This is a genomic window from Thalassospira sp. NFXS8, from assembly GCF_040148805.1.
Taxonomy (GTDB): Bacteria; Pseudomonadota; Alphaproteobacteria; order Rhodospirillales; family Thalassospiraceae; genus Thalassospira.
Window position 1 is genome coordinate 340,090 of the sequence record NZ_JAGEMF010000005.1, and the last position, 22,837, is coordinate 362,926.

The following is a 22,837-nucleotide window of genomic DNA, read 5'->3' on the forward strand; positions in this document are numbered from 1 at the left end:
CACTTACACCTTTCCGGTCATTTGATCGGTGCGTTCGGCCAAACGCCACATCTGATCGCGCCCCGGGTGATAGGGTTTGGGCCATTCTTCGGTGCGGTTGCCAAGTTGTGCGGCAGCGTGCAAGGTCCAATACGGATCGGCAAGGTGCGGACGCGCAAGGCATACAAGGTCTGCCCGACCGGCCATCAATATCGAATTGGCATGGTCCGGTTCATAAATATTACCCACCGCCATTGTCGCAATGTCGGCTTCATTGCGGATACGGTCGGAAAACGGGGTTTGGAACATGCGGCCATAAACCGGACGAGCATCCGTGGTGGTTTGTCCGGCAGAAACATCGCAAATATCAACGCCGTTTGCTTTCAGGATTTTGGCAATTTCAACTGCGTCTTCAGGCGTAATACCGGCGTCACCGACCCAGTCATTGGCCGAAATACGTACTGCAAGCGGCTTATGATCGGGCCAAACCGCGCGCACCGCCAGGATAACCTCCAGCGGATAACGCATCCGGTTTTCAAGGCTACCGCCATAGGCATCATCCCGACGATTGCTAAGCGGTGTTATAAAGGATGACAGCAAATAACCGTGCGCGGCATGAATTTCGACCATGTCAAACCCGGCACGATCCGCCATTTGCGCCGATGCCACAAACTGGTCACGCACCTGGTCCATATCATCGCGGGTCATGGCGCGCGGGGTTTGATTACGCGCCGACCATGCAACGTCTGAGGCGGCCATAATCGGCCAATTATCGCTTAAAAGCGGCGCATCCATTTCTTCCCAACCCAGTTGGGTTGACCCCTTGGCACCGGAATGGCCAATTTGCGCGCATATCTTTGCATCGGTTTCTGCGTGAACAAAATTAACAATGCGGGCCCAGGCCGTTTCATGAGCGGGGTCGTAAAGGCCCGGGCAACCCGGTGTAATGCGGCCTTCGGGCGACACACAGGTCATTTCGGTATAAACCAGCCCGGCCCCGCCTTTGGCCCGTTCTGCGTAATGCACCAGATGCCAATCCGTCGGGGTACCGTCAACCGCCTTGTATTGGGCCATGGGCGATACAACAATGCGATTTTTAAGCATCATGTCGCGCAGCTTGAAGGGCACAAACATCGGGTGGCGCGGGGCTTCAACCGTGGTAATACCGGCTGAATGCTGAAACCAGTTTTCGGCCTGCCCCAACCATGAAGGATCGCGCAGGCGCAAATTTTCGTGGCTAATACGCTGGGACCGGGTTAGCAATGAATAGGTAAACTGCACCGGATCAAGGCTGAAATAACGTTCGATTTCTTCGAACCATTCCATCGAATTGCGGGCCGCCGATTGCAGACGCAAAACCTCCAGCCGTCTTTCATCTTCATATTTGGCAAAGGCAGCGGGCAAATCGGCTTCGGTGTGTACATATTGCGCCAGTGCAATTGCGCTTTCCAATGCCAGTTTTGTGCCCGATCCGATGGAAAAATGCGCGGTTGCCGCTGCATCACCCATCAAAACGATATTCTCGTGCGACCAGCTTTTGCACAACACACGCGGAAAACTCAGCCAGGCCGACCCGCGAATATGGTTGGCATTCGATATCAGGGCATTGCCACCCAAATGTTTGGCAAAAATTGCTTCGCAGGTCGCAATGGATTGTTCCTTGCTCATGGCAGCAAAGCCATAGGCGGCCCAGGTTTCCTCGGAACATTCAACAATGAAGGTCGCTGTATCGTCGTCAAACTGATAGGCGTGCGCCCACACCCAGCCTTTATCGGTTTCTTCAAAAATGAAGGTGAAGGCATCGTTGAATTTTTGATGAGTGCCAAGCCAGACAAACTTGCATTTCCGGGTATCTATATCGGGCTGGAAATGCGGGGCCAGTTCGGTGCGGGTACGCGAATTCAGGCCGTCACACGCCACAACCAGGTCATATTCCGCAGCCAGAGTACGGGCACTTTCAACCTCGGCGCCAAAGCGCAGGTCAACCCCCACATCGCGGGCGCGTTGCTGTAACAAAATCAAAAGTTTTTTACGGCCAATGCCACAAAACCCGTGCCCGGTTGAAACAATGGCCTGATCCCGAAAATGAACAGAAACGTCGTCCCAATAGGAAAAATTTTCCCGAATGGCGGCCGCACTTTTTGCATCATTTTCCGCCAGATTGGTCAGGGTTTCGTCCGACAGAACGACCCCCCAGCCAAAAGTGTCATCGGGCTGATTACGCTCAAAAACAACGACCTCGTGCGAAGGATCGCGCAGCTTCATTGAAATAGCAAAATACAGCCCCGCCGGACCGCCACCCAGACATGCTATCCTCACCTGATCCCCCTTTTGTTGTCGCTATGATGCGGGATGAATGAAAATACGGTACGCCCGGATTTTATTTAGTTCAAGCATAAATATTTTATGTTTAAACTAATTTCAGAACTGGCTAGGCTGTATGCAACAGGGCAAATGCGAATAGGCAAAATTACCAGTGTCACGCAGTGCCACCAGCAGATGCCATCGTAAGTAATATAAAAATTAAGGACCCGCCATGATTACGGACTGGGACGACGCCTATGCCAACGGTGACCATATTGAAGACGCTGCCAGCTATCCGCCCGCATGGGCAACGGCGGCGGCCGATTTTCGCACCAACATGTTGACGCGCAATCAGGCACGGCTGGATGTACCCTATGGCATCAGTGATCGCGAAAAATACGACCTGTTTTTACCCGCCGGGACACCCCAAGGCGTAGTTGTATTTGTGCATGGCGGATACTGGAAGGCGTTTGACAAATCATACTGGTCCCATTTCGCGAATGGCGCCCTTAAACAGGGATGGGCGGTTTGCCTGCCCGGTTACAGTCTGGCTCCCGAGGCGCGACTGTCAGACATAACCCGTCAGATCGGCACCGCGATTGACCATGTCGCAGGCACGATCAATGGCCCCATTCATTTAACCGGTCATTCGGCGGGCGGGCATCTGGTAAGCCGCATGGTTTGCGCCAACACCCCCGTATCATTGACAACACTGGCGCGCATTGGCCATGTCATGTCGATCAGCGGCCTTCACGATCTACGCCCACTGTGCCGAACAGCAATGAATGACACCCTGAAAATTGATGACTACGAAGCAAATGCTGAAAGTGCAGCCTTGCTGAGGCCTGCACAACCACCGGGCAAGCCAATACAAATAACCTGCTGGGTCGGGGCAAACGAACGCCCCGAATTTATCCGTCAGAATGACCTTCTCGCAAATATCTGGACCGGCCTTGGCGCAACCACCCAAAGCATTCATGCCCCGGACAAGCACCATTTCAATGTCATTGATGACCTTGCCGACCCGCAATCAGACATGACTTGCTGCCTTTTGGCCGGAATTATCGAGGATGGAGAATAAAATGACTGTCGTTTCGGTAGAGTTTTCAGGATCTGTTGCACTTATTTGCATTGATAACCCGCCCATCAATGCCACGAGCCATGCAGTAAGGGCAGGTTTGATGGATGCGATTAACCAGATTGCGCAAAACACCACCGTTACGGCTGCCGTTTTATATTGCACCGGCAAAACCTTTATCGCAGGGGCCGACATAACCGAATTTAACCAACCGGCACAGCCACCGCTATTGCCCGATGTTATTTTGCAGTTGGAAACCTTGCAAGTCCCGCTGGTCGCTGCATTACACGGAACCGTTCTTGGCGGCGGACTGGAAATTGCCCTTGGTTGCCATTATCGCATCGCGGCGGCCAGCACAAAACTTGGATTTCCCGAGGTTCAGCTGGGTTTAATTCCCGGTGCTGGTGGTACCGTAAGGACACCCCGGCTGATTGGCGCACAACATGCCTGCACCCTTATTGCCGAAGGTAAACCGGTTTCCGCCGCCCAGGCGCAAGACTGGGGTTTGATTGACCAAATCGCGGATCAGGATTTACGGCAGGCAGCCATTGCCTTCGCACAAACAATCGCCAACGCACCATTACCCCCGGCATTAACAAACCGCGAGACCCCGGATACGTCGAATACCCCAATAAACTGGGACCAGCTTTTGGAAAAAACAGCATCCAAAGCGCGTGGTGCACATGCGCCAATAATAGCGATCGAAACCATCCGTGACGGTTTGTCCCTGCCAGAACATGATGCCTTAACCCAGGAACGCCAACAATTTCTAAAGCTGCGCGATAGCGCGCAATCCCGTGCCTTGCGCCATGTTTTTATGGCTGAACGAAGTGTTGGTAAACTGGCCGGTCTTAACGGCATCAAACCGGCGCAAATGAACGCCGTTGGTATTATCGGCGGCGGCATGATGGGGGCAGGTATTGCCACCGCGTGCCTGTTGGCAGGTTACACTGTCACCCTGATCGAATGCGACGAAAATGCCCTTGAAAAAGGGCGGCAAATGGTGACACACCATTTACAAAGCAGCCGGAATCGAAACATTATTTCCGACACGGTTTACGACCAGCACCTAAGCCGGTTTCGGGGCAGCATTGATTATACGGCACTGGCAAACTGCGAACTGGTTATCGAAGCCGTGTTTGAGGATTTCGAGATCAAAAAAGCGGTTTTTGCCGCCATTGATGCAGTTGTCAGCCCTCAAACCCTGATTGCATCGAACACATCCTATCTTGATATTAATGCGCTGGCGGCGATGGTCAACCATCCGGAACGGGTCATTGGCCTGCATTTTTTCTCACCCGCCCATATCATGAAATTGCTGGAAGTCGTCCGCACCGATACGGCCAATTCGCAAACAATGGCAACAGCATTGGCCTTTGCCCGTTCCCTTGGCAAAATTGCAGTTCCTACCGGTGTTTGTGACGGCTTCATTGGCAACCGCATCATGTCGGCCTATCGCAAACAATGCGAATATATGATCGAGGATGGCGCTTATCCCGAACAAATTGATGCCGCCATGACAGAATTTGGCTTTCCAATGGGCCTGTTTGCCATGCAAGACATGGCGGGACTGGAAATTTCATGGAATACCCGCAAACGACAATCCAATACCCGCGATCCGAACGAACGCTATGTCGCACTGGGCGATTATCTGTGTGAACGGGGCCGGTTTGGTCGCAAATCCGGTGCGGGCTGGTTTTTATATAACAGTCCAAAAGCTGCTCCTGTCCCTGACCCTGATGTTGCCAAAATGATCGAACAGGAATCAGCTAGAAAAGGCATTCTCCGCCGTCATTTTACCCACGATCAGATCATGACAACCATTATTGGGGCCATGCAAAACGAAGGGCACAAAATATTGGTAGAAGGAATCGCCTCAAGCCCCGACGCAATCGATGTGGTCATGATCAATGGTTACGGCTTTCCACGTTGGCGGGGCGGCCCGATGTTTATGGAGCTATGATTTGCCCCAATTCGGTTTTTGCGACCACGGGCAAAGATGAATCCCCTGCAGGTAGCCGATTAAAAACTGCCGGCCCGACAAAACAGGGCCAGGCGAAGCCCCCGAAACCTTAAATAGTATTAGATCGAATATAAAGTTTTGGAACCACGGAACACCATCAAAAAATAGAAATAAAAATACATGTATTCCGTGTAAAGCTGCCATATAGGAACATCTGTTCCAATAATAAATTCGGATTCTCAAATTTTAGCGATACTTTTGTAATAATTTGTCAGAATTGCTATTTTGACAAAATCCTTATCCTGCGCGATACATCAGAAAAATCACATTTACCGATACAAACTTAAGGTTGCCAAGAATTTGGCAATTTAAAGTCGGTTATCGCCATTATTTCGCCGAACATGGAACAATAAATATTTAAACCCGTTAAATTGAACCAATCAATTTTGGTGCCCGTATCAAATTAACGAATCAACACAGGTTTAAATACAAACATCGATACTTCCTGAAATTGCAATGATTGCAAAAAATACAGTGTCGCAATCAATAATTGAGAGACAAATGAAATTAAAAATCATGATGGTTTTTGGCACCCGCCCGGAAGCGATCAAGATGGCCCCACTCGCCCGCCTGATACTTCGCCATCCCGATATTGATTTAAGAATTTGCTCTACAGGCCAACATCGCGAGATGCTGGCATCCGTGATTGATGCGTTCGAGCTTCATGTAGATGAAGACCTGAATGTTATGACCAGGGACCAAACCCTCAATGGTCTTTCTATGCATTTGCTGGAAAAACTTGACGCATCCTACGCACAAAACAACCCGGACATTGTTCTGGTTCACGGCGACACCACAACCAGTTTCATTGCCTGCCTGGCCGCCTTTCATCGTCACATCCCTGTTGCCCATATCGAGGCTGGTTTACGTACCGGAAATTTGCAATCCCCCTGGCCCGAAGAAGCCAACCGGCGATTAACCGGCGTTCTGGCCGATCTGCATTTTCCACCAACCGAAACAGCCCGGCAAAACCTGATAAATGAAGGCATTAACCCCGATCATATTGTCGTCACCGGCAATACCGTCATTGATGCCTTATTATGGATGAAAGACCGGCTCGCCGAAACGAACTGGCATCCGTCCGAGGGGTCGGAACTGGCAAAAATTAATCCTGAACAAAAGGTGGTCCTGATTACCGGTCACCGCCGCGAAAGCCTTGGACATGGGTTTGAACAGATATGCCAGGCTCTGTACGAACTGGCCGCCCGCTATCCCGACATTCAGTTTGTTTATCCTGTTCACCTGAACCCGCGCGTTCATGATGTCGTGCATCAAATGTTGGGCAACCAGACCAACATCCTGCTTATTGCCCCACAAGATTATCGACATTTTGTCTGGCTGATGAACCGGGCCTATTTAATCCTGACTGATTCCGGCGGAGTTCAGGAAGAAGCCCCGGCTCTGGGTAAACCGGTTTTGGTCTTGCGCAATGTTACGGAACGCCCATCCGGTTTACCAGATGATCAGGCAATGCTGGTCGGAACAGACAAGAATAAAATTATTTCCCAAACGTCACGACTGATCGAAGACGCAGCCTATTATAACCGGTTTAGCATACCCCATAGTCCGTTTGGGGACGGTCACGCCTGCGAACGGATTATCGACTGTCTAGGCACATGGAAGCAACTGCAACCGCAGGATAAATGCGCATGAGCTTCGAATTGGTTGATACTCTGATCTATATTTTTTACGCACTGAAATTTGTTGTTATCATTCTAGCTGGCACCATTTTTCTACTTGGAATTGATGACCTGTTTATCGATGTCGTTTATTGGACACGAACCTGCTTTAGATACTTTCGCATCTACGACAAGCATGCACGAGCCGATCAAAAGGTGCTTTACAGTGTTCCCGAAAAGCCGCTGGCGATAATGGTTCCTGCCTGGAACGAAGTTGGCGTTGTTGGCGAGATGGCCCGGCTGGCTGCAGCAACACTTGATTACGAAAACTATCAGATTTTTGTCGGTACTTACCCCAACGATCAGGAAACCCAGCGCGATGTCGACGCGGTATGTCAGCAATTTCCAAACGTCCACAAAGTCGTTTGTGTGCGCCCCGGCCCGACCAGCAAGGCTGATTGCCTAAACAATATTATCGACGCCATTCTAAGTTTCGAGGCCAACGCCAGCATCCAGTTTGCCGGTTTCATTTTACATGATGCAGAAGATGTCATCTCACCGCTTGAACTGCGGTTGTTTAACTATCTTTTACCTAAAAAAGACCTGATCCAGGTGCCGGTCTACCCTTATCCGCCAGAATGGTGGGGGTTCACTGCGGGCCATTATGCCGATGAATTCGCCGAATATCACGGTAAGGACGTTATCGTGCGCGAAGCCCTTTCTGGCCAGGTTCCCAGCGCCGGCGTTGGCACATGTTTCAGCCGTCGCGCCATTGCCGCTCTTCTTGAAGACGGCGACGGCATTGCATTTGATGTACAAAGTTTAACCGAAGATTACGACATTGGTTTTCGGCTGAAACAAAAAGGCATGGTGTGCATTTTTGCCCGCTTTTCAGTATCTGACGCCAACCTCGCCCTGAAAACCCGTTGGATACCAGGCATGAACCGCACCACGACACAGGTTATTTGTGTCCGCGAACATTTCCCCCGGTCCTTTGCGCATGCTGTTCGGCAAAAATCACGCTGGATTACCGGGATTGTCTTTCAAGGCACCAGTAATCTGGGCTGGAGCCCAAAAGGCATTATCAATTATTTTCTATGGCGTGACCGTCGCGGGCTTTTGACCAACGTTTTAGGGCTACTGGTTAATATCCTGCTGGTAATCACGCTGATCATGTGGCTGGTCACTGCACTTGTGCCCGATGCGTGGCATTTCCCGTCTATTCTGGGCGACGACCCTGTCTTGCAAACCGTGCTGTTATGTAACGGTATTTTGTTGCTGAACCGTTTGTTCCAAAGGTGCTTTTTTGTGACACGGTTTTACGGGTTCCATCAGGGCATTTTGTCCATTCCTCGCGTCGTCTGGAGCAACATTATCAACTTTTGCGCCAATGTCCGTGCCTTGCGCCAGGTTGTCGCAACCGGGGATTCCCGTCGGGTTGCATGGGATAAAACATCGCATGAATTTCCAACTCTTGGTGCCGCAATCCGTGTTCCCATTGGCCAACGTCTGGTTCAAAAAGGCCTGCTATCGCCCGAGCAGCTTGAAGCCGCCATTACCAGCCCTGACCGCCGCCGTTTGGGCAGGGAGCTTTTGGTGCGCGGGCTGATCAATAGTACGCAACTGGTTGAAACCCTGGCCGAACAAGCCACCATGCCGTGGGATACTTTAAATCCTTTTACAATTGCTCCTTCGGTTATTTCCAGTTTCCCAAGGTATCTGGCCCTGCGGTATGCAGTTATTCCTGTAAAAACCGAAAATGACACGCTTGTGCTGGCATGTGAGCGTCCGATTAGCCAGGTATCGCTTGGCGCGATCAGCCGACAGTTAAAACAGCCGGTTAAATGCCAATTGGCACCCCAGGGACGTGTAACGTTAGCCTTGCGTCACTGGTATAGTGACCGCAACCAGAATGACGAAACCAGATATGTTCTGGAATTTGCCCGCGCAAACAGCAACGACCCCGACCGGCTGGAACGTATTTGCCAGCATCAGGTTATGCTGGGCGACCTGTTGCAAGTTCGCGGTATTGTTTCAGCGGCCCTGTTTAACCAAGCCCTGATTGATTATGACCCTGAAAAACAATCTCTGGGCCAACACCTGATTGAACGCGGAATTATTACACCTGAACGTCTGCAGGAAGCCCTTCAGGACCAATATCGCGAACAACATGAAGCTTTTAAATTTGCATCGGAGGCCGCGTGATCCGCCACCGGATGAAACATCTGTTACTGGTTCCCCTTCTTATTGCCGGAATTTATCCGATTGGGACGGCGCATAGCGCCACACTCGACAAATTCGCCGATTTTCGCAGTTATCCCTATCTTGACCGGGCTTATCACGAAGCCCAGAAAGAAAATTGGCCTGAAGTTGAGAAACTGATGGCACATTTGTTAAATCTTGTGCCTCAAAACGATGAAGCGCGGCGCATGATTATACAGGCGCAACTTAAACAGGGGCATTTTGCCCAGGCTGCACAAAGCGCGAACCAGTTAACTGATCCGATCCAGCAACAATCCATGTTGCAGGAATTACGGATAAAATGGATTACACAAAACCCACCGCCCGCAGCACAAGTTAAAGACTGGCTGGCTGGTACTGTCAATGTTGAGGACCGTGAACAACTATGGCGGGCATATGCAACAGTCCTTTCCAAACAGCCCGATGGCGAACAAAAAGCATTGGCCTGGCTTAACAGCGTACGCGGTGAACAGGATGTCGAGGCTTTGCGCCGGGAGCGGGCCGTATGGGCCGAAAAACTGAATGACTGGCGTACTGTTGTTGCCGAACTTTCACCGATGGCAGCCAGTGGAAAGCTATCCACGGCAAACTGGGAACGGCTGGCAACAGCCTATGCAGCCTTGCAAGATGAAGCCGGATTAAAAGCATTATTACCATTGGCACCCGGCCAGGATGCAATAGTCCAGGCCCAGCTATCAATGGCGCAACATGCTATCGCCCTTGGCAATATCAATATGGCCAAACGCTGGTTTCAGGCTTTGCCCCCAACAGTTCGTGATGACCCGGCCCAGCAGCAAAAACTGTGGGAAATTGCCAAAGCCACAGGTGATACAGATTTGTATCTGGCCACCAGCAATAACCTTGACCGTCCCTGCCTGGAAACGGTCGAATGGCTTTCACGTAACAACAAGGCACTGGCAAACAAACAATTTTCCCGGTGCGACGCACAGAAAAACCCGGAAACATGGCTTGTACTTGCCCAGCGCCTGGATGCAATTGACTTGCTAAAAACGCAATCCCTGCCAACAAAATGGCAAGATCAGCGACGTTCCGTCCTGATCAGCATGTGGCGGGCCAAGGGGCAGCAAAACCAGGCCCTTGCGTGGTTGGGAGAACAACCACAAACCATAGCCAACCTGAAATTACAGGCTGAAATCCTGCAAAATCTGCATGACGATGGCACCGCTGAAAAATACTGGCTGGCAGTATATCGCAAATCAGGTGACCTTGGCGCGCTGGATCAGGCCAGTTTTCTTGCCCTGAAAGGACATCGGGATAACGATGCCCAAAAGTTGCTGGAACAGGCATATGACCGGTATAATGGCAAACTCCCCCATACATTATTACAACGTCTGGCCTCGTTTTACGCGCGCAGCATTACGGATGGGGACTTGCCACGCGTTAAAACATTACTGGCACAAACCCATGGTGAAACGCGCGATCTGTTGCTGGCACAACTTGCCACTGGCAAATATTGCGACCTTGTTCAGCAAACGGCAGATAAGACCCCGCTGACCTCAGGGGCACTCCGCGCACTGGGCCAGTGTGCCATGGACAACACACCCGGCATTGCCGCAATTTATTATCAAAAAGCCATCGACCTTGGCGATCAGGACAGCCTGCCTGCACTAGCCTACGCACTTGAAGCCGGTGGCAGCCCGGAAAAGGCGCTCGCGATTTGGCGCAAAATTCCTGCGACATCAATGTCGGACAATGCACTGTTAACAGCAGCACGCAGTGCCCTTGAAGCCAATCAACCCAATCAGGCCGAAAGCTTTTGGTTACAGGCAAACAAACTTACCCATGCCAATGACTGGGCATTGGGTGCAACCATTGCCGAAGCACGGAAAAAGCCACAGTTGGCCTTACAACGGCAGAAACTGGCACTGCAAAACGAACCAACACCGGAAAACTATTATACGGCGGCAGCAACGGCGCAAAATGCAGGTGATCTTGCCCAAAGCACAGCCTGGCTGCGCAAGGCCAACGCCCTGCAACCGGAAAATACCCGCTTTAACGCTGATCTGGGCGTACGATTGGCCAGCCTTGAAACCCCGGAACAACAGAACACAGCCATTCCCTATCTGGAAAAGGCCGTTCAGGATTATCCCAACGATTATCGACTGCATGAAACACTGGCAAACCGCTATGTTGCAACAATCAACAATGTCGGTGCGCGCCAACAGCTGGAACAGGCAATTGACCTTGAACAATACCCGGTCAGCTTTGGCGACGATTATGGCAGCCTGGAAGCACGACGCTATCGCCAGCGCCGCGCCCATGAAACCCTGGAACGCCGCGACAGTGTGACCGTTGCCAGTACCTGGTCTCCTGCCGGCGTGTCAGAATTTCCGCAGGCCAATAACACAACCGAACGCCGGTCCGCTTCGCAAAATGTACAAACCGTATTATGGGATCATGCATTGGGCGACGAACCCATCCGAAATGGCAGTACATTGTCGGTTTATGGCCGTATCCTTATCGGGGCAAACGGTCATAGCCGTTATGGCCAAACGGCAGGCACCGGCCTTGGTCTGCGTTACAAACCGCTTGGCGATTATAACCTGAATCTTTATAGCGAACTTTACAGCCAGACACGGCAAGACAAAAGTGGCGCGCCCGGCATCAAAACAGGCGACCTTCTGAATTTCGATAAACTGATGGACGGCATTAGCGATTCATCTAACAACCATAAACGCGACAACGACCTGATATTGCGCGCCACAGCATCCTTTTTTGATCAAAATGAATACCGCAATGACTGGCATGTTGATGATGATAGCTGGAACGAACGTTTTTTGAATGTTGACCTGTCATGGTGGACCCGTTCGGGGAACCATATGGCATTGTCACGTTTCCAGCAGGGACGCAGCTTTAAACTGCCAACGACCAGTGCGCAAACTCTTATGCCCTATGGCTTTGTCGAGGCCGCAGCCCAGGACCCGAACAATACATGGCGCCAGGACATACGCACAGGTGTTGGCATCCGCTGGCAACTATTTACCGATGATGACAAATACAATGCCTATCGCACCCGCATTAATGCGCGACTGGAAGTACAAAAATCGGTGGGGGGTAACCTTTATGAAGGGGCTGATGGCATTTTATTCGGGTTGGAGGTGAATTTCTGATGCGTGTTCTTGTGGCTCTAATTGCGATTTTCCTGATTGTGAGCCTGGCAAATACCCGGCCCGCACAGGCCTCCTCCATGCCTGAAACCATGTTTTACCAACCTGTTGAAACAGATAAAAACATCACGCCTGCCCAGTGGCAGACAATCTGGCAAGACAGTGTAAAAAACGGGATCAAAACCGTAATTGTGCAATGGACATCACATGGCGATAACGATTTTGGCGGGGCCGATGGCTGGCTGGCGACAACATTACGCCAAGCCAATGAAAATGGCCTGACCCTAATTATCGGCCTGCACATGGACCCGGACTATTATGCGCGCCTGTCTGAACTCGACACTGCAGGCACCCAGCCTTATCTGGAAAATCAATTAGGTTTATCGCTGCATCAGGCTAACATCGTTAGAACCAAATGGCACATTGATGCCAAAGGCTGGTATGTCCCGTTGGAACTTGATGACTGGAATTTTCAGCAAAAAGCCAGACGCGATATTATCAGCCAGCAATTGCGCGATCTGGCCGGTCACCTTGACGCCCCCCTTCATGTCAGCAGTTTTAGTGGCGGCAAACTGACCCCGGATGCCTATGCAAAATGGTTAAGCTCCCTGCGCCAGAACAATATTTACGTCTGGGCGCAAAATGGCACCGGTACACGGACCCTGCCACAAATAGCCAGAAAAGCCTATCTTGAAGCCCTGCCGTGCAACATTGGCATTGTACTGGAAGCCTTTAAACAAACCAGCGCACCAAGCCGGAAATTTACTGCAGTGCCGACCACGCCAGACGCGTCAAATACCAAATGCCACCCGGTTTCCGTATTTGAACTACGCTATTTGCCATGGGGTGCACTATTGCGCAGGCAATAGCCAAGCGACACTACAGCAATGACACAAAACAAAAACCACCCCCGCCAGGTAAACTGTGGGGGTGGTTTTTGGTCCCGCAATCAGCGATGCATTTTTACTGAACCGAAATCGGCATCGTATCATGATCATATTGGCTAAAATCAGTACCCGCCGTGATCATGGGCAAGGTCGGGTCCAGCAACTGGTTGATAGATGTGATCTGGTCATCGCCCAGCGTGCCGGTTACCTGGTGGATCAGCGCATAATTAAGAAGGTGGCTGTAAATCGCCGCCAACGCACGGCGTTCCATTGCAAACAGATCTTCGTCTTCGTCAAGCACATCGAGCACGGTTGACTGACCGGCATCGAACTTGATCTTTACGGCATCCACAATTCGGCGGTGCGTCTGCACGCCTTTTACCAGCGCCCTGATACGTTCAGGTCCATTCACCAGTTCGTTAATGGTGCTGGCCACGGTTTCACGCAATTCACGTAAATAAATCGCCCGCTGATAGCGTGCCTGGTCTACCTGACTTCTGGTTTCCAGCGCTTCGTAACCACGACCGCCGGGGTTAAATAGCGGCACATTCAGGCGAAGCATTGCCACACCTTCGTGGGTCAGGCTGCCACCACCAAAAAGCGACCCACCGGAATCACGCCTTGTATCGGTAAAGATAAAATCAAAAGTCGGTAAGGCCTGGCCAACATCGGCGGCCAGCGCGGCGCGGCGTTCATCAATGGAATAATCCATCGCCCTTACCCGCGGGCTGCTTTTAAGGGCCGCTTCCAGCCAATGATCAACATCGGTTTCATCAAGTTTAGGCAAGGACACGTTATTTGCCAATGTCGCAAGTGATGCGGGCAACGTACCAACCCGGCGCTGCAATTGTGCAAAGGCGCGCTGATACGAAGTGCGGGTGGCGACAACCCGGGCTTCGGCTTCGGCCAGGCGCGCTTCGACCAGATCCGCCTCGTAAGAAGTTGCAAGGCCCTGCTTTTGCCGGGTTAAAATATCAACCTGGCGTTCTGCCATCGACGCATTCTCAATACGGGCCAGGCGGGCATCGTCTGCTGCTGCCAGCGTGCTAAGATAAGCCTCGATCGCCTGGTAACCGACATCCTGTTTCGCCGTTTCCAATGATTCTTTCAGGCGCATACGTCCCATATCGGAACTGACGATATTCATGATCGTTTCAAAGCTGAAAATATGCTGCTGTAGCTGAAACGTCCGCTGACGATTATCAAAATTACCCTTGCCCAGGGCAAACACGGTGTTATCTGACCGGTCAATGCGTTGCTTGACCCATTCACGATCAAACGTTGCCGATACCTGCGGCAAATACCCCATAAACGCGTTGACCTGATTGGCAGCGCCCTCACTGACCTGTTCTTCAGCCAATGAAATATTGGGGTTCTCTGTCATTGCCATTTTGTAAACAGCATTAAGGTCTTCAGCTTTTGCGTTGCTGACAATACCTGATGCTGAAATGCCAAGCACACACGCCGACACTAGAATTTTCTTTTTCATCACCATGCTCCCCACGGGAATATCCCCCTGATCACTGTATTTTTGGTGACAGGAATTCAATATGACAGCCAATCCCGGCAGGAATGGCCAAATCCGGATTTGGCAACACGATACGCATGCCAAAAGTTTTGCTTTTAGGTTCTACAATCTGATCAACGAGCGATATTTCAGCCTTGCTTGATGGCAGGTTCGGCCCATCAAAATGAACAACGACTTTTTCGCCTTTTTTATATTTGCCAAACCTGGCAACAGGCAGCGAAACTTCAACAAAAAGCGGATCAAGCTGGGCGATCAAGGCAATTGCCTTACCGTCAACCTGTTCGCCAACTGTCAAAAGTTTTTCGATCAAAACGCCATCAATCGGGCTTTTAATCATTCGGTCTGCCAATTGCGCCCGCGACAGGGCCAATTCCGCCTTCATAATCGTGATATTTTCCTTGGCCGCCTCATAGTCAAGCCGGGCACTGTCGCGGTCGGTTTCTAGGGTATCGATTTCCTCCTGGGTCATCAATTTTGCCGCCCGTAACTTTTCGGTTCGTTTGATGCGACGTTCCGTAAATTCAAGTTGCCGTTTACGTGCTGCCACCGAACTTTGCGATTGCGCACGAACCTGCGCATAATTGACCTGAGCTTTCTCAACTTCGGCCTGCAATTCAGCAATCAGATCGCCTTTTTTTACTCTTTGCCCACGGCCAGCGTGAATGGCATGAATAACCCCGTCCACAGGGCTTGCCAATTCCACCAGTTCACTGGCACTCACCTGACAAACGTTCTGTTCCGCGCCGACTTGCTGATCGCCCGTGTCATTTCCCTGGCGGGCATTTTCAAGTAACTGCGCAAATGGATCAGGGTCAGCTGGCGTTGGTGCCCCGGCCTGGGCAAACACAGGCGACAGTCCCCCCACCAGCACAAGGCACAGCGCCAAAACGACAAGCGCACTATGTCTATACGAAAATGTCAAACCTCGAACCTCTTAAGGAAATTGCGCCGAACAACGCGGTAAATCAGCACGGCAACAGGTTCCCAGCCCAGATCAAAGCGGACATGGGCACGGTCGCCGTAATTTTCGGGGGTCAACCCGGCGCAGCAGGCAACTGTTGCCACAAAAACCGGGTTCACCAGTTCCGGGCGGGAATTGGCTTCGGGTTTCAAGGCAAACGGCCCACCCCCTTCAAGGGACAAAACCGGGCTGGGCAGTTTTAGCGTTGCTGTTGGCGACCATGATGTGACGGTACCGGGAATAACATCGTCCAGATGCCCGGCAAACCGCAGCTCTACGCCGCGAAGCCGTTCGCGCACCAGATCTCCATCAATCGCAGGGACGGCCACCTTGATGACCGGCGCGATATCAGGTTCTACCAGATAACCCGCCTCGCCACCGCGGGGTAAAAAACGCCCGATCAGGTCTTCTTCAATGCCTGCTTCATAAATACCGTCATGCGGCGCGCGAACAGATAACGCATCGATATCGCGCGTGGTCGTTGCCAAACGTTCCTGTGCATTTGCCATGCGCTGCCGGGTAATCGATGCCGCCACCTGATCAGTTGCGTTATCAGCATCAAGCTGTTGTTTTAAGGCATCTATTTCAGCCAGGACCTTGCGGCGATCGGTTAACAGTTTTTCGTTGGCAAGGGTCATCAACAAATCGCCTGCACGAACCTGGGCACCACTTTGTTGATGAATTGCAGTAATAAAACCACTGGTGCGCGCACGCACAGCGGCATCATCAGGCAACCAAACCACACCCTGCGCAACAACCCGGTCAGGCACGGGAACAAAAGCCAGCGCAACCAGCCCACCCGCGAGCAACAAACCACGAAAAACCGATTGCGCCCGTTTGCCTGACAGGCTGGGACTGGTCAGCAAAAAGGCCGATCCTTTAAGAACGGGCATCCCAAACATGTTAAAAACGGTCCAACATCCCAGCATGGCACCAACAAAGAAATATCGTTCGGCAAGATGAATGGCGATGGTCACCAGCACCATGGACCGATAGGCAAACGAAAAAGGCGCATAAAACAAAAACCACCGCCGTTCGGATGGCAGCGCTTCAAATTCGTATTCGCGATCAAGGCCAATGATATATCGCTTGATCAGATAGCTGTAATATTTGGTAGATTTTAACGCCAGATTTGGAATTTCGATCAGGTCACATAGTAAATAATAGCTATCAAAACGTTGCAGGGGATTACCATTGAACAGCAAGGTTGATATCCCGCTGATCAGCATAACGTTATGGGCAACCGACCGGACAATACCCGGTTCCGCTGCCACCCAGACAAACATCGCGATAGATGCCATCGACAGCTCAACCAGAATTCCCGCACCGTCAACAAACGCGCGGTGCCATTTGCTGCGAAACGTGATGCTGGATGATGCATCGACATAGGGAACCGGCACGAACAGCAAAAACATCAGGCCCAGTTCGCGAACATTACCGCCGTAATGACGCACCACAACAGCATGACCAAATTCATGTACCAGCTTTAGAACCGGATAAACCAGCCAAACAATCATAAGGTTTTCTGCACTGATGAACTGGTCCAGCCCCCCTTCAGTCAGGGTTTCCCAATGCACACCGGCCATAGTAATGGCAGACCCCACCAGCATCACAAACAGGAACGCCGTAACGGGGCTGAAAACCCAGCGCATTGCCGGTTCCAGATAATCAAGAACACGGGTCAAATCGAATAATGGAACGCGCACATAAAGCGGATTTTTAAACGGTGCAATCGCCTTGGCGCGCCGGGTGCGAACCATCCGCTGTTCCAGTGCCCGCGGATTGGGGGCTTCGCCGGTTCGAATCAATTCAAGTGATTTAAGCTGATCAACGATCTGGGCAAACTCGGCATCGTCGCCCTCGATCTCGCCTTTCTTTTCCAGATCGCGGCGAATATCGGCCAGCGGTGTTGCCCCGTCCATCCGGCGCAACAAGGCATGTGCTGCCGTTGTTAACCGATGATACCGGTTTGAAAGCCGGTCATGGGCAATATAGGCCGCAACATTATGATAAACATGCCGAAAGAACGAAACATCCGCCCGCACCATCGGCTTAAGACCAGACAGTGTTTCCCAGCGCGAAGGCTGGGTCGGTGCCATCGGTGATGGCATCATATCGCGGGTTGCATCGGCTGCGAGCATGTCATTCATGGCATCACCCGCCAAAGCCGAAGACGCATCCAATCCCACAGCGGATGAGTATAAATCCAGAAAACCGACCGGGGTTCGGTTTCCACCTTGGCGACACCACGCATACCTGGCTGTAAGTCCTGGGTGGATTCAACCAGCAAGGCTTCGACATTGAAATAATTTTCGCCATCGCCGGCTTCAGAAATCGGGGATATCCGCTCGACCGAAATTTCGTTCAAACTGTTGGGGCGGGCATGAAGAAGCAAGACCCCGGACTGACCGACCGCGATGTGCCGAATGTCTTTTTCGTTCACTTTCAATTTCAGGCGGTACTGGTTCAGCGGGCTGAGTTCAAAAAGAACCTCACCCTCTTTCACCGGCGATCCGATTTTTTGCGAAAGATCGCCTTCAATGACAAATCCGCTAAAAGGCGCCTGCAATTCAGTTCGAACCAGCTGGCTTTTCACCAATTCCAGTTCGGAAATGGCCTGTTGCATCCGCGACCGTAAAATACGCGCTTCCGACAAATCACGTTCGCCGGTTGCTGCCTCAATTTTACGCTGACTTTCAACAATCGAGCTTTGCAGTTCAAACCGGTGTAACTGCAATTCACGGGTTTCCATACGTCCCAGAACATCGCCTTTTTGCACGACATCCCCGGCACGCACCAGTCCCTCGGCAATAAAACCATCAAACGGGGCGGGCACAGCCCGCTGCACCAATCCTTCGACCTCGGTTTCGGCTGTAACGCGATACGGAATATGAATGAGCAGGCTTGCAACGAACAGGGCCAGAACAAGCACCCCGACAGCCTTAACCCGGGTGTGATGCAACCCGAAAACCCAGCCCATCGCCCGGTTTACCCGACGATAAAACCGGTGCAAACCACTGCGCGCTGCCGCCATTTGCAAACCAAATGCCGGTGCTATTAATTCGGATAAAACACCACCAAGTGCCTGAACCCGCAGGCATTGATCAAGATTGCATTCGATTTGAACAACGACGACGCCATCCGCCAGATCAGGCAAAACCACGGGCCACGATCCAACCCAGGCCTTTTCACGCCCTTCAACCAGTTTTGCGTGGCTTTCAGTCGCGGTTTGCGAGCTGCTGCCAGCACCGGAAAAATGCACCGGGCCCTTTTGATACACAGCTTCACGCATGGCATCGACAATCAGGTGGACACGGTCACTTTTGGCGGTAACCATCGCCGTATGAGAGGACCCCAGAATGCGCACCTTGCGCCCCTGAACCAGACCAATCGTCACACGGTTCGCAACCAGATCATCGGCCATAACGGTGGCACAACTGGTTGCACCAGCCTCAAGATCGGTGCAGGACAGAAGGGCCGCACTGGCGTGTTGACCATACCGTAAGGCTACCGTCTCGGCGGTATCACGGTATTGTTCCCCGCGCCAGAACCCCGCCAGCCACGCAGCATTCCATTGCAGGCACCGCATTGCCAGGTTCAAACGTGCGGTATCGGCGGTTGGTAAAACAATACCAACCGCACCTTTCAGGTCATCATCAACGAAAATGACATTGGATACATACCCCACCCCCAAATCTGGGTTGGTTGTTGCAACGCCACTGCGTACAACGAGGCTGCGTTGAACAACCTGGGTCAATGTTGCGCCGGGTTTGCCATCGGCACCACGATAGGCAGCGACCCGAAAATGCCGGTTGGCACCTTCAGCACTGTTAAATGCAACAACGATTTCAACAGGTGCAACCCCCAGAACAAGTTCCAGGTTGGCCCGGCACAAATCAATCCAGCCATCGGCCAGGTCGGAAAACGACCGGGCTGACGACAGTTTTCGCCATAGTTCCGGGGATATAAATCCCGAAGCATCACCTGTCGTCGGGTTACCGGGTAGATTAGTCAAAACGCCCCCAAACCCCGATATCAAGTCCCCCGCAAGTCATCTCCATTCCCCTCAAAACAGAGTCAGACGAACCTGGCCTTAGCCAAGTTTTCCGTATACGCGTTCATATTCGGCCAACGTATGGTCGAGGATTTTCTTCAGGCGTTTCGCCGCAAACGGGCTCATGATGATACGGTCACTCAGCTGAACACGAACATCATCCTGCGAGCTGCTCCATACCTGGCTGGTCCCGAACAGCAGCATGACTTCTTCCCGCGTGCTGGCAACGTTCGACACATTGGCATAGGTGCTGCGCATGTTGGCGTCATCCCAATTGATCTTGCGCTGATCGGTATCGGTGGTTACGCCAGTTTGCGATTTGGTATTCTCAGCCATTCTTCGTAAATCCTTATATTCAACTTAAAACGGGGTATCGCGGTTTTCAGGCCAACGCTATGCGGCCTTGGTTACCAGCGAAAGAACCGGTGCCTTTTCAACCAGTTCCGGTACAAAAACCGGGCCTTCGTCTGTTGCGGCATCATTCAGCCACAGGCCGGATTCCGCATCAAAAACAAGGCTGGTGCCACCTGACGGTGCCAGGGCGGCAAAATCTACATAACGGCCATTTTCATCCAGCCACAGGAACGCGCCATCTTGCGGTTCGGCATCCTGCTCGCTGGCATCATTTCCGTCAGTTCCTTGTGCTGGCGGATTGGCCGGGGTTTCGCCGGTCGCATCGGGTGCGGCATTACCCGCCGGTCCTTGCGCACCTGGCGCTTGCAGGCCAGCCGGGTTGGTATTTTGCCCTGCAGAAGGCAGGTCATTGGCCCCTTGCGGCGTATTAACCTGGGCACCGAACGAAACCGAAGGTGTCGAAAGACCGAGGCCATTGTTCCCGATACCATTCGCCGATGACAACGTGCTTTGATCGCTTGTTGACAGGATTGTGGCGGCTTCAATGAACCCGGCAATGCTGCCATCATTTGTTTGATGAACAGACCCAACCCCGCCCAAAATGGCATTCGTGCCACCAGCAAGCGAAAGCGAGCCGGCACCATTGCCACCGATACCGCCACCACTTTGCCCGATCGCAGACAAGACGCCCGCAAAACCGGAGGCTCCGGCACCCGTCAGGAAGCTGCCTGGTGCCGATGTGCTGTGCGACGAAGATGAACCTGAGCCCGACGACGTTGTACTGGTGATCGATTGCAAGATCGGGCTGCGTTCATCAATGCTGGCAAAATATGCTGCTTGTGGCTGCAAAATCGGGTCACCCTGGAAGGCCGGGAACTCGGTTTTGGAATTACGGGTTTCGTCTATCCGGAATTCGCCATTTTCAATCTGAACCAGATCAAGGGCCGCGTCAGCCACAATAAAGTTGGGTTGTTCACCACCAAGGATGAAGTCGACACCCGAACCTGAATCCAGTGTATCCTGACGACCGGTGAAAGACTCAGTTGAGCGTGCCATTCGCGGCAAGCTGTCGTGATATTCCTTCCCTTGTTCACGCGGGACAAAGCCATAATAAACTTCGCCTTCGTCACCAATCAGGATGTCGTCGTCCACACCACCAAACAGGCTATCTTCATAGGCCCCGCCGATCAGCTCGTCATTGCCCTCATCACCATAAAGGATGTCATTGCCGTTATTTTCGGCAAGCAGCTCTTTGGTATGAATTTCAAGACGGTCAGTAACGTCCCGATAGGTGGCGCCACCCTGATCACCGATGATGGCATCATTACCGGCATCACCATCAAGATAATCATCAAACGAACCGCCAATCAGAATGTCATTGCCTTCGTTGCCATGGATAGTGTCATCCCCGCCGACTGCCTGATTACGGGTTTCAAGGGTATAATGCGTGCCAAGATCCCAGTTTTTCTTTTCGGCAATCACATAGATTTCCGAATTGTCCAGCTTGAGATAACCGGCATCCCCCAGAACAACGTCATCCCCGGCACCTGCCGAAATCGTATCGCCACCCTGACCACCAAAGATCGCATCGTTGCCAGCCCCGGCATTAATAATGTCGGCACCGCCAATGGTTTCTTCAACAGTTTCAAACATCACAAGGGTGCCATCAGCCTTGCGTGTCAGTTCGGCAAGGTCCCCGGCGATATAATCGCTACCGGTACCGGTCGTGATGGTGTCACTTCCCGAACCACCAAACACCACGTTGTTGCCATTCCCGGCATCAATAATGTCATCGGTATTGGTCCCGATATTGCCATGACGTGCAATCACATCTGCGCCCGCACTGCCCATCGGTACAATAATGCCAAGGTCACCCAGAATGGTGTCATTATCGGCATTGCCAAAGATGCTATCCTGGCCAATCCCGCCCAGGATCATGTCATCACCGGCCCCGGCTGTGACAAAGTCGTTGCCGCCAATGGCTTCTTCAACAGTTTCAAAACTGACCAGCGTGCCGTTGATATCGCGTTTCAATTCGGCAAGATCGCCCGAAATATAATCTACGCCGCTGCCCGTAGTGATTGTGTCGTTACCCGACCCGCCGAACACAACATTATCGCCATTTCCGGCATCAATAATGTCGTCGGTATCTGTACCAATATTACCGTTCCGCGCAATCACATCCGGGCCAGCATTCCCGACCGGAATAACAATACCAAGGTCACCCAGAATAGTGTCGTTACCATTGCCGCTGGCAATAGTGTCCTGTCCAACACCACCAAGAATAAAGTCGATCCCTGCACCCGTACCGGTCGTGATGGTATCATCACCACCAACGTTTTCTTCAACCGTTTCAAAGCTGACAAGCTTGCCATCGGCATCACGTTTCAGTTCGGCAAGATCGCCCGAGATATAGTTGGTATTGCCTGCACCATTGCCGGTGCCTGTACCAATCGTGATCATATCATTGCCAGAACCACCCAGCACGATCTTGTTACCGTCACTTGTGGTGATGGTGTCGTTGTTATTGGTCAAACCGATGGTGCCATTGCGTGCAATCACATCCGGGCCTGCACTGCCAACCGGAATGACAATACCTAGGTCACCAATGATAATGTCGGTGCCATAGCCGGTCGAAATCGTATCCTGACCAATACCGCCCAGAATAATGTCATCGCCCG

Annotated in this window: 13 protein-coding genes; 6 read left to right on the forward strand and 7 right to left on the reverse strand. The window is 52.0% G+C overall.

The genetic code is table 11. The features are described from left to right. Positions 1-3: 3 nt before the first annotated feature. Positions 4-2,298 (reverse strand): bifunctional salicylyl-CoA 5-hydroxylase/oxidoreductase, encoded by a 2,295-nt coding sequence (locus J4E05_RS21825; protein WP_349600136.1) that lies wholly within the window; start codon positions 2,296-2,298, stop codon positions 4-6. Positions 2,299-2,515: 217 nt separating this feature from the next. Here J4E05_RS21825 and J4E05_RS21830 point away from each other — a divergent pair, with 217 nt between their 5' ends. The 6 genes from J4E05_RS21830 to J4E05_RS21855 all read left to right on the forward strand — a co-directional run bounded on the left by J4E05_RS21830 (position 2,516) and on the right by J4E05_RS21855 (position 13,241). Next, the gene (locus J4E05_RS21830) at positions 2,516-3,364 is read left to right on the forward strand and encodes a hormone-sensitive lipase (protein WP_349600139.1); all 849 of its coding nucleotides are present in this window, start codon (positions 2,516-2,518) and stop codon (positions 3,362-3,364) included. Between the two features lies 1 nt (position 3,365). After that, positions 3,366-5,324 carry a 3-hydroxyacyl-CoA dehydrogenase NAD-binding domain-containing protein gene (locus J4E05_RS21835; protein WP_349600142.1) on the forward strand — a complete coding sequence of 653 codons (1,959 nt, stop codon included), beginning with the start codon at positions 3,366-3,368 and terminating at the stop codon, positions 5,322-5,324. Between the two features lie 561 nt (positions 5,325-5,885). Then, positions 5,886-7,037: a non-hydrolyzing UDP-N-acetylglucosamine 2-epimerase gene (gene wecB, locus J4E05_RS21840; protein WP_349600145.1), complete on the forward strand. Its 1,152-nt coding sequence runs from the start codon at positions 5,886-5,888 to the stop codon at positions 7,035-7,037. Beyond that, the gene (locus J4E05_RS21845) at positions 7,034-9,208 is read left to right on the forward strand and encodes a glycosyl transferase family protein (protein ID WP_349600148.1); all 2,175 of its coding nucleotides are present in this window, start codon (positions 7,034-7,036) and stop codon (positions 9,206-9,208) included. Before wecB ends, J4E05_RS21845 begins: the two co-directional genes overlap by 4 nt. Before the next feature lie 11 nt (positions 9,209-9,219). Beyond that, positions 9,220-12,375: an NfrA family protein gene (locus J4E05_RS21850; protein ID WP_349600151.1), complete on the forward strand. Its 3,156-nt coding sequence runs from the start codon at positions 9,220-9,222 to the stop codon at positions 12,373-12,375. Further along, positions 12,375-13,241 (forward strand): DUF4434 domain-containing protein, encoded by an 867-nt coding sequence (locus J4E05_RS21855; protein WP_349600154.1) that lies wholly within the window; start codon positions 12,375-12,377, stop codon positions 13,239-13,241. Before J4E05_RS21850 ends, J4E05_RS21855 begins: the two co-directional genes overlap by 1 nt. Positions 13,242-13,335: 94 nt before the next feature. Here J4E05_RS21855 and J4E05_RS21860 read toward each other — a convergent pair whose 3' ends face one another. The 6 genes from J4E05_RS21860 to J4E05_RS21885 all read right to left on the reverse strand — a co-directional run. After that, positions 13,336-14,748: a TolC family protein gene (locus J4E05_RS21860; protein WP_349600157.1), complete on the reverse strand. Its 1,413-nt coding sequence runs from the start codon at positions 14,746-14,748 to the stop codon at positions 13,336-13,338. 31 nt (positions 14,749-14,779) lie between these two features. Beyond that, positions 14,780-15,709 (reverse strand): efflux RND transporter periplasmic adaptor subunit, encoded by a 930-nt coding sequence (locus J4E05_RS21865; protein WP_349600159.1) that lies wholly within the window; start codon positions 15,707-15,709, stop codon positions 14,780-14,782. Continuing rightward, complete coding sequence (locus tag J4E05_RS21870) at positions 15,706-17,898, reverse strand: biotin/lipoyl-binding protein (protein WP_349600162.1); 2,193 nt, start codon at positions 17,896-17,898, stop codon at positions 15,706-15,708. Before J4E05_RS21870 ends, J4E05_RS21865 begins: the two co-directional genes overlap by 4 nt. After that, complete coding sequence (locus J4E05_RS21875) at positions 17,895-19,763, reverse strand: efflux RND transporter periplasmic adaptor subunit (RefSeq protein WP_349600164.1); 1,869 nt, start codon at positions 19,761-19,763, stop codon at positions 17,895-17,897. The genes J4E05_RS21870 and J4E05_RS21875 overlap by 4 nt, the downstream gene beginning before the upstream one ends. 78 nt (positions 19,764-19,841) lie before the next feature. Next, positions 19,842-20,138: a DUF3467 domain-containing protein gene (locus J4E05_RS21880; protein WP_085591292.1), complete on the reverse strand. Its 297-nt coding sequence runs from the start codon at positions 20,136-20,138 to the stop codon at positions 19,842-19,844. Positions 20,139-20,195: 57 nt separating this feature from the next. Continuing rightward, the coding region (locus J4E05_RS21885; RefSeq protein ID WP_349600166.1) for a beta strand repeat-containing protein at positions 20,196-22,837 on the reverse strand (2,642 nt) is incomplete at its 5' end.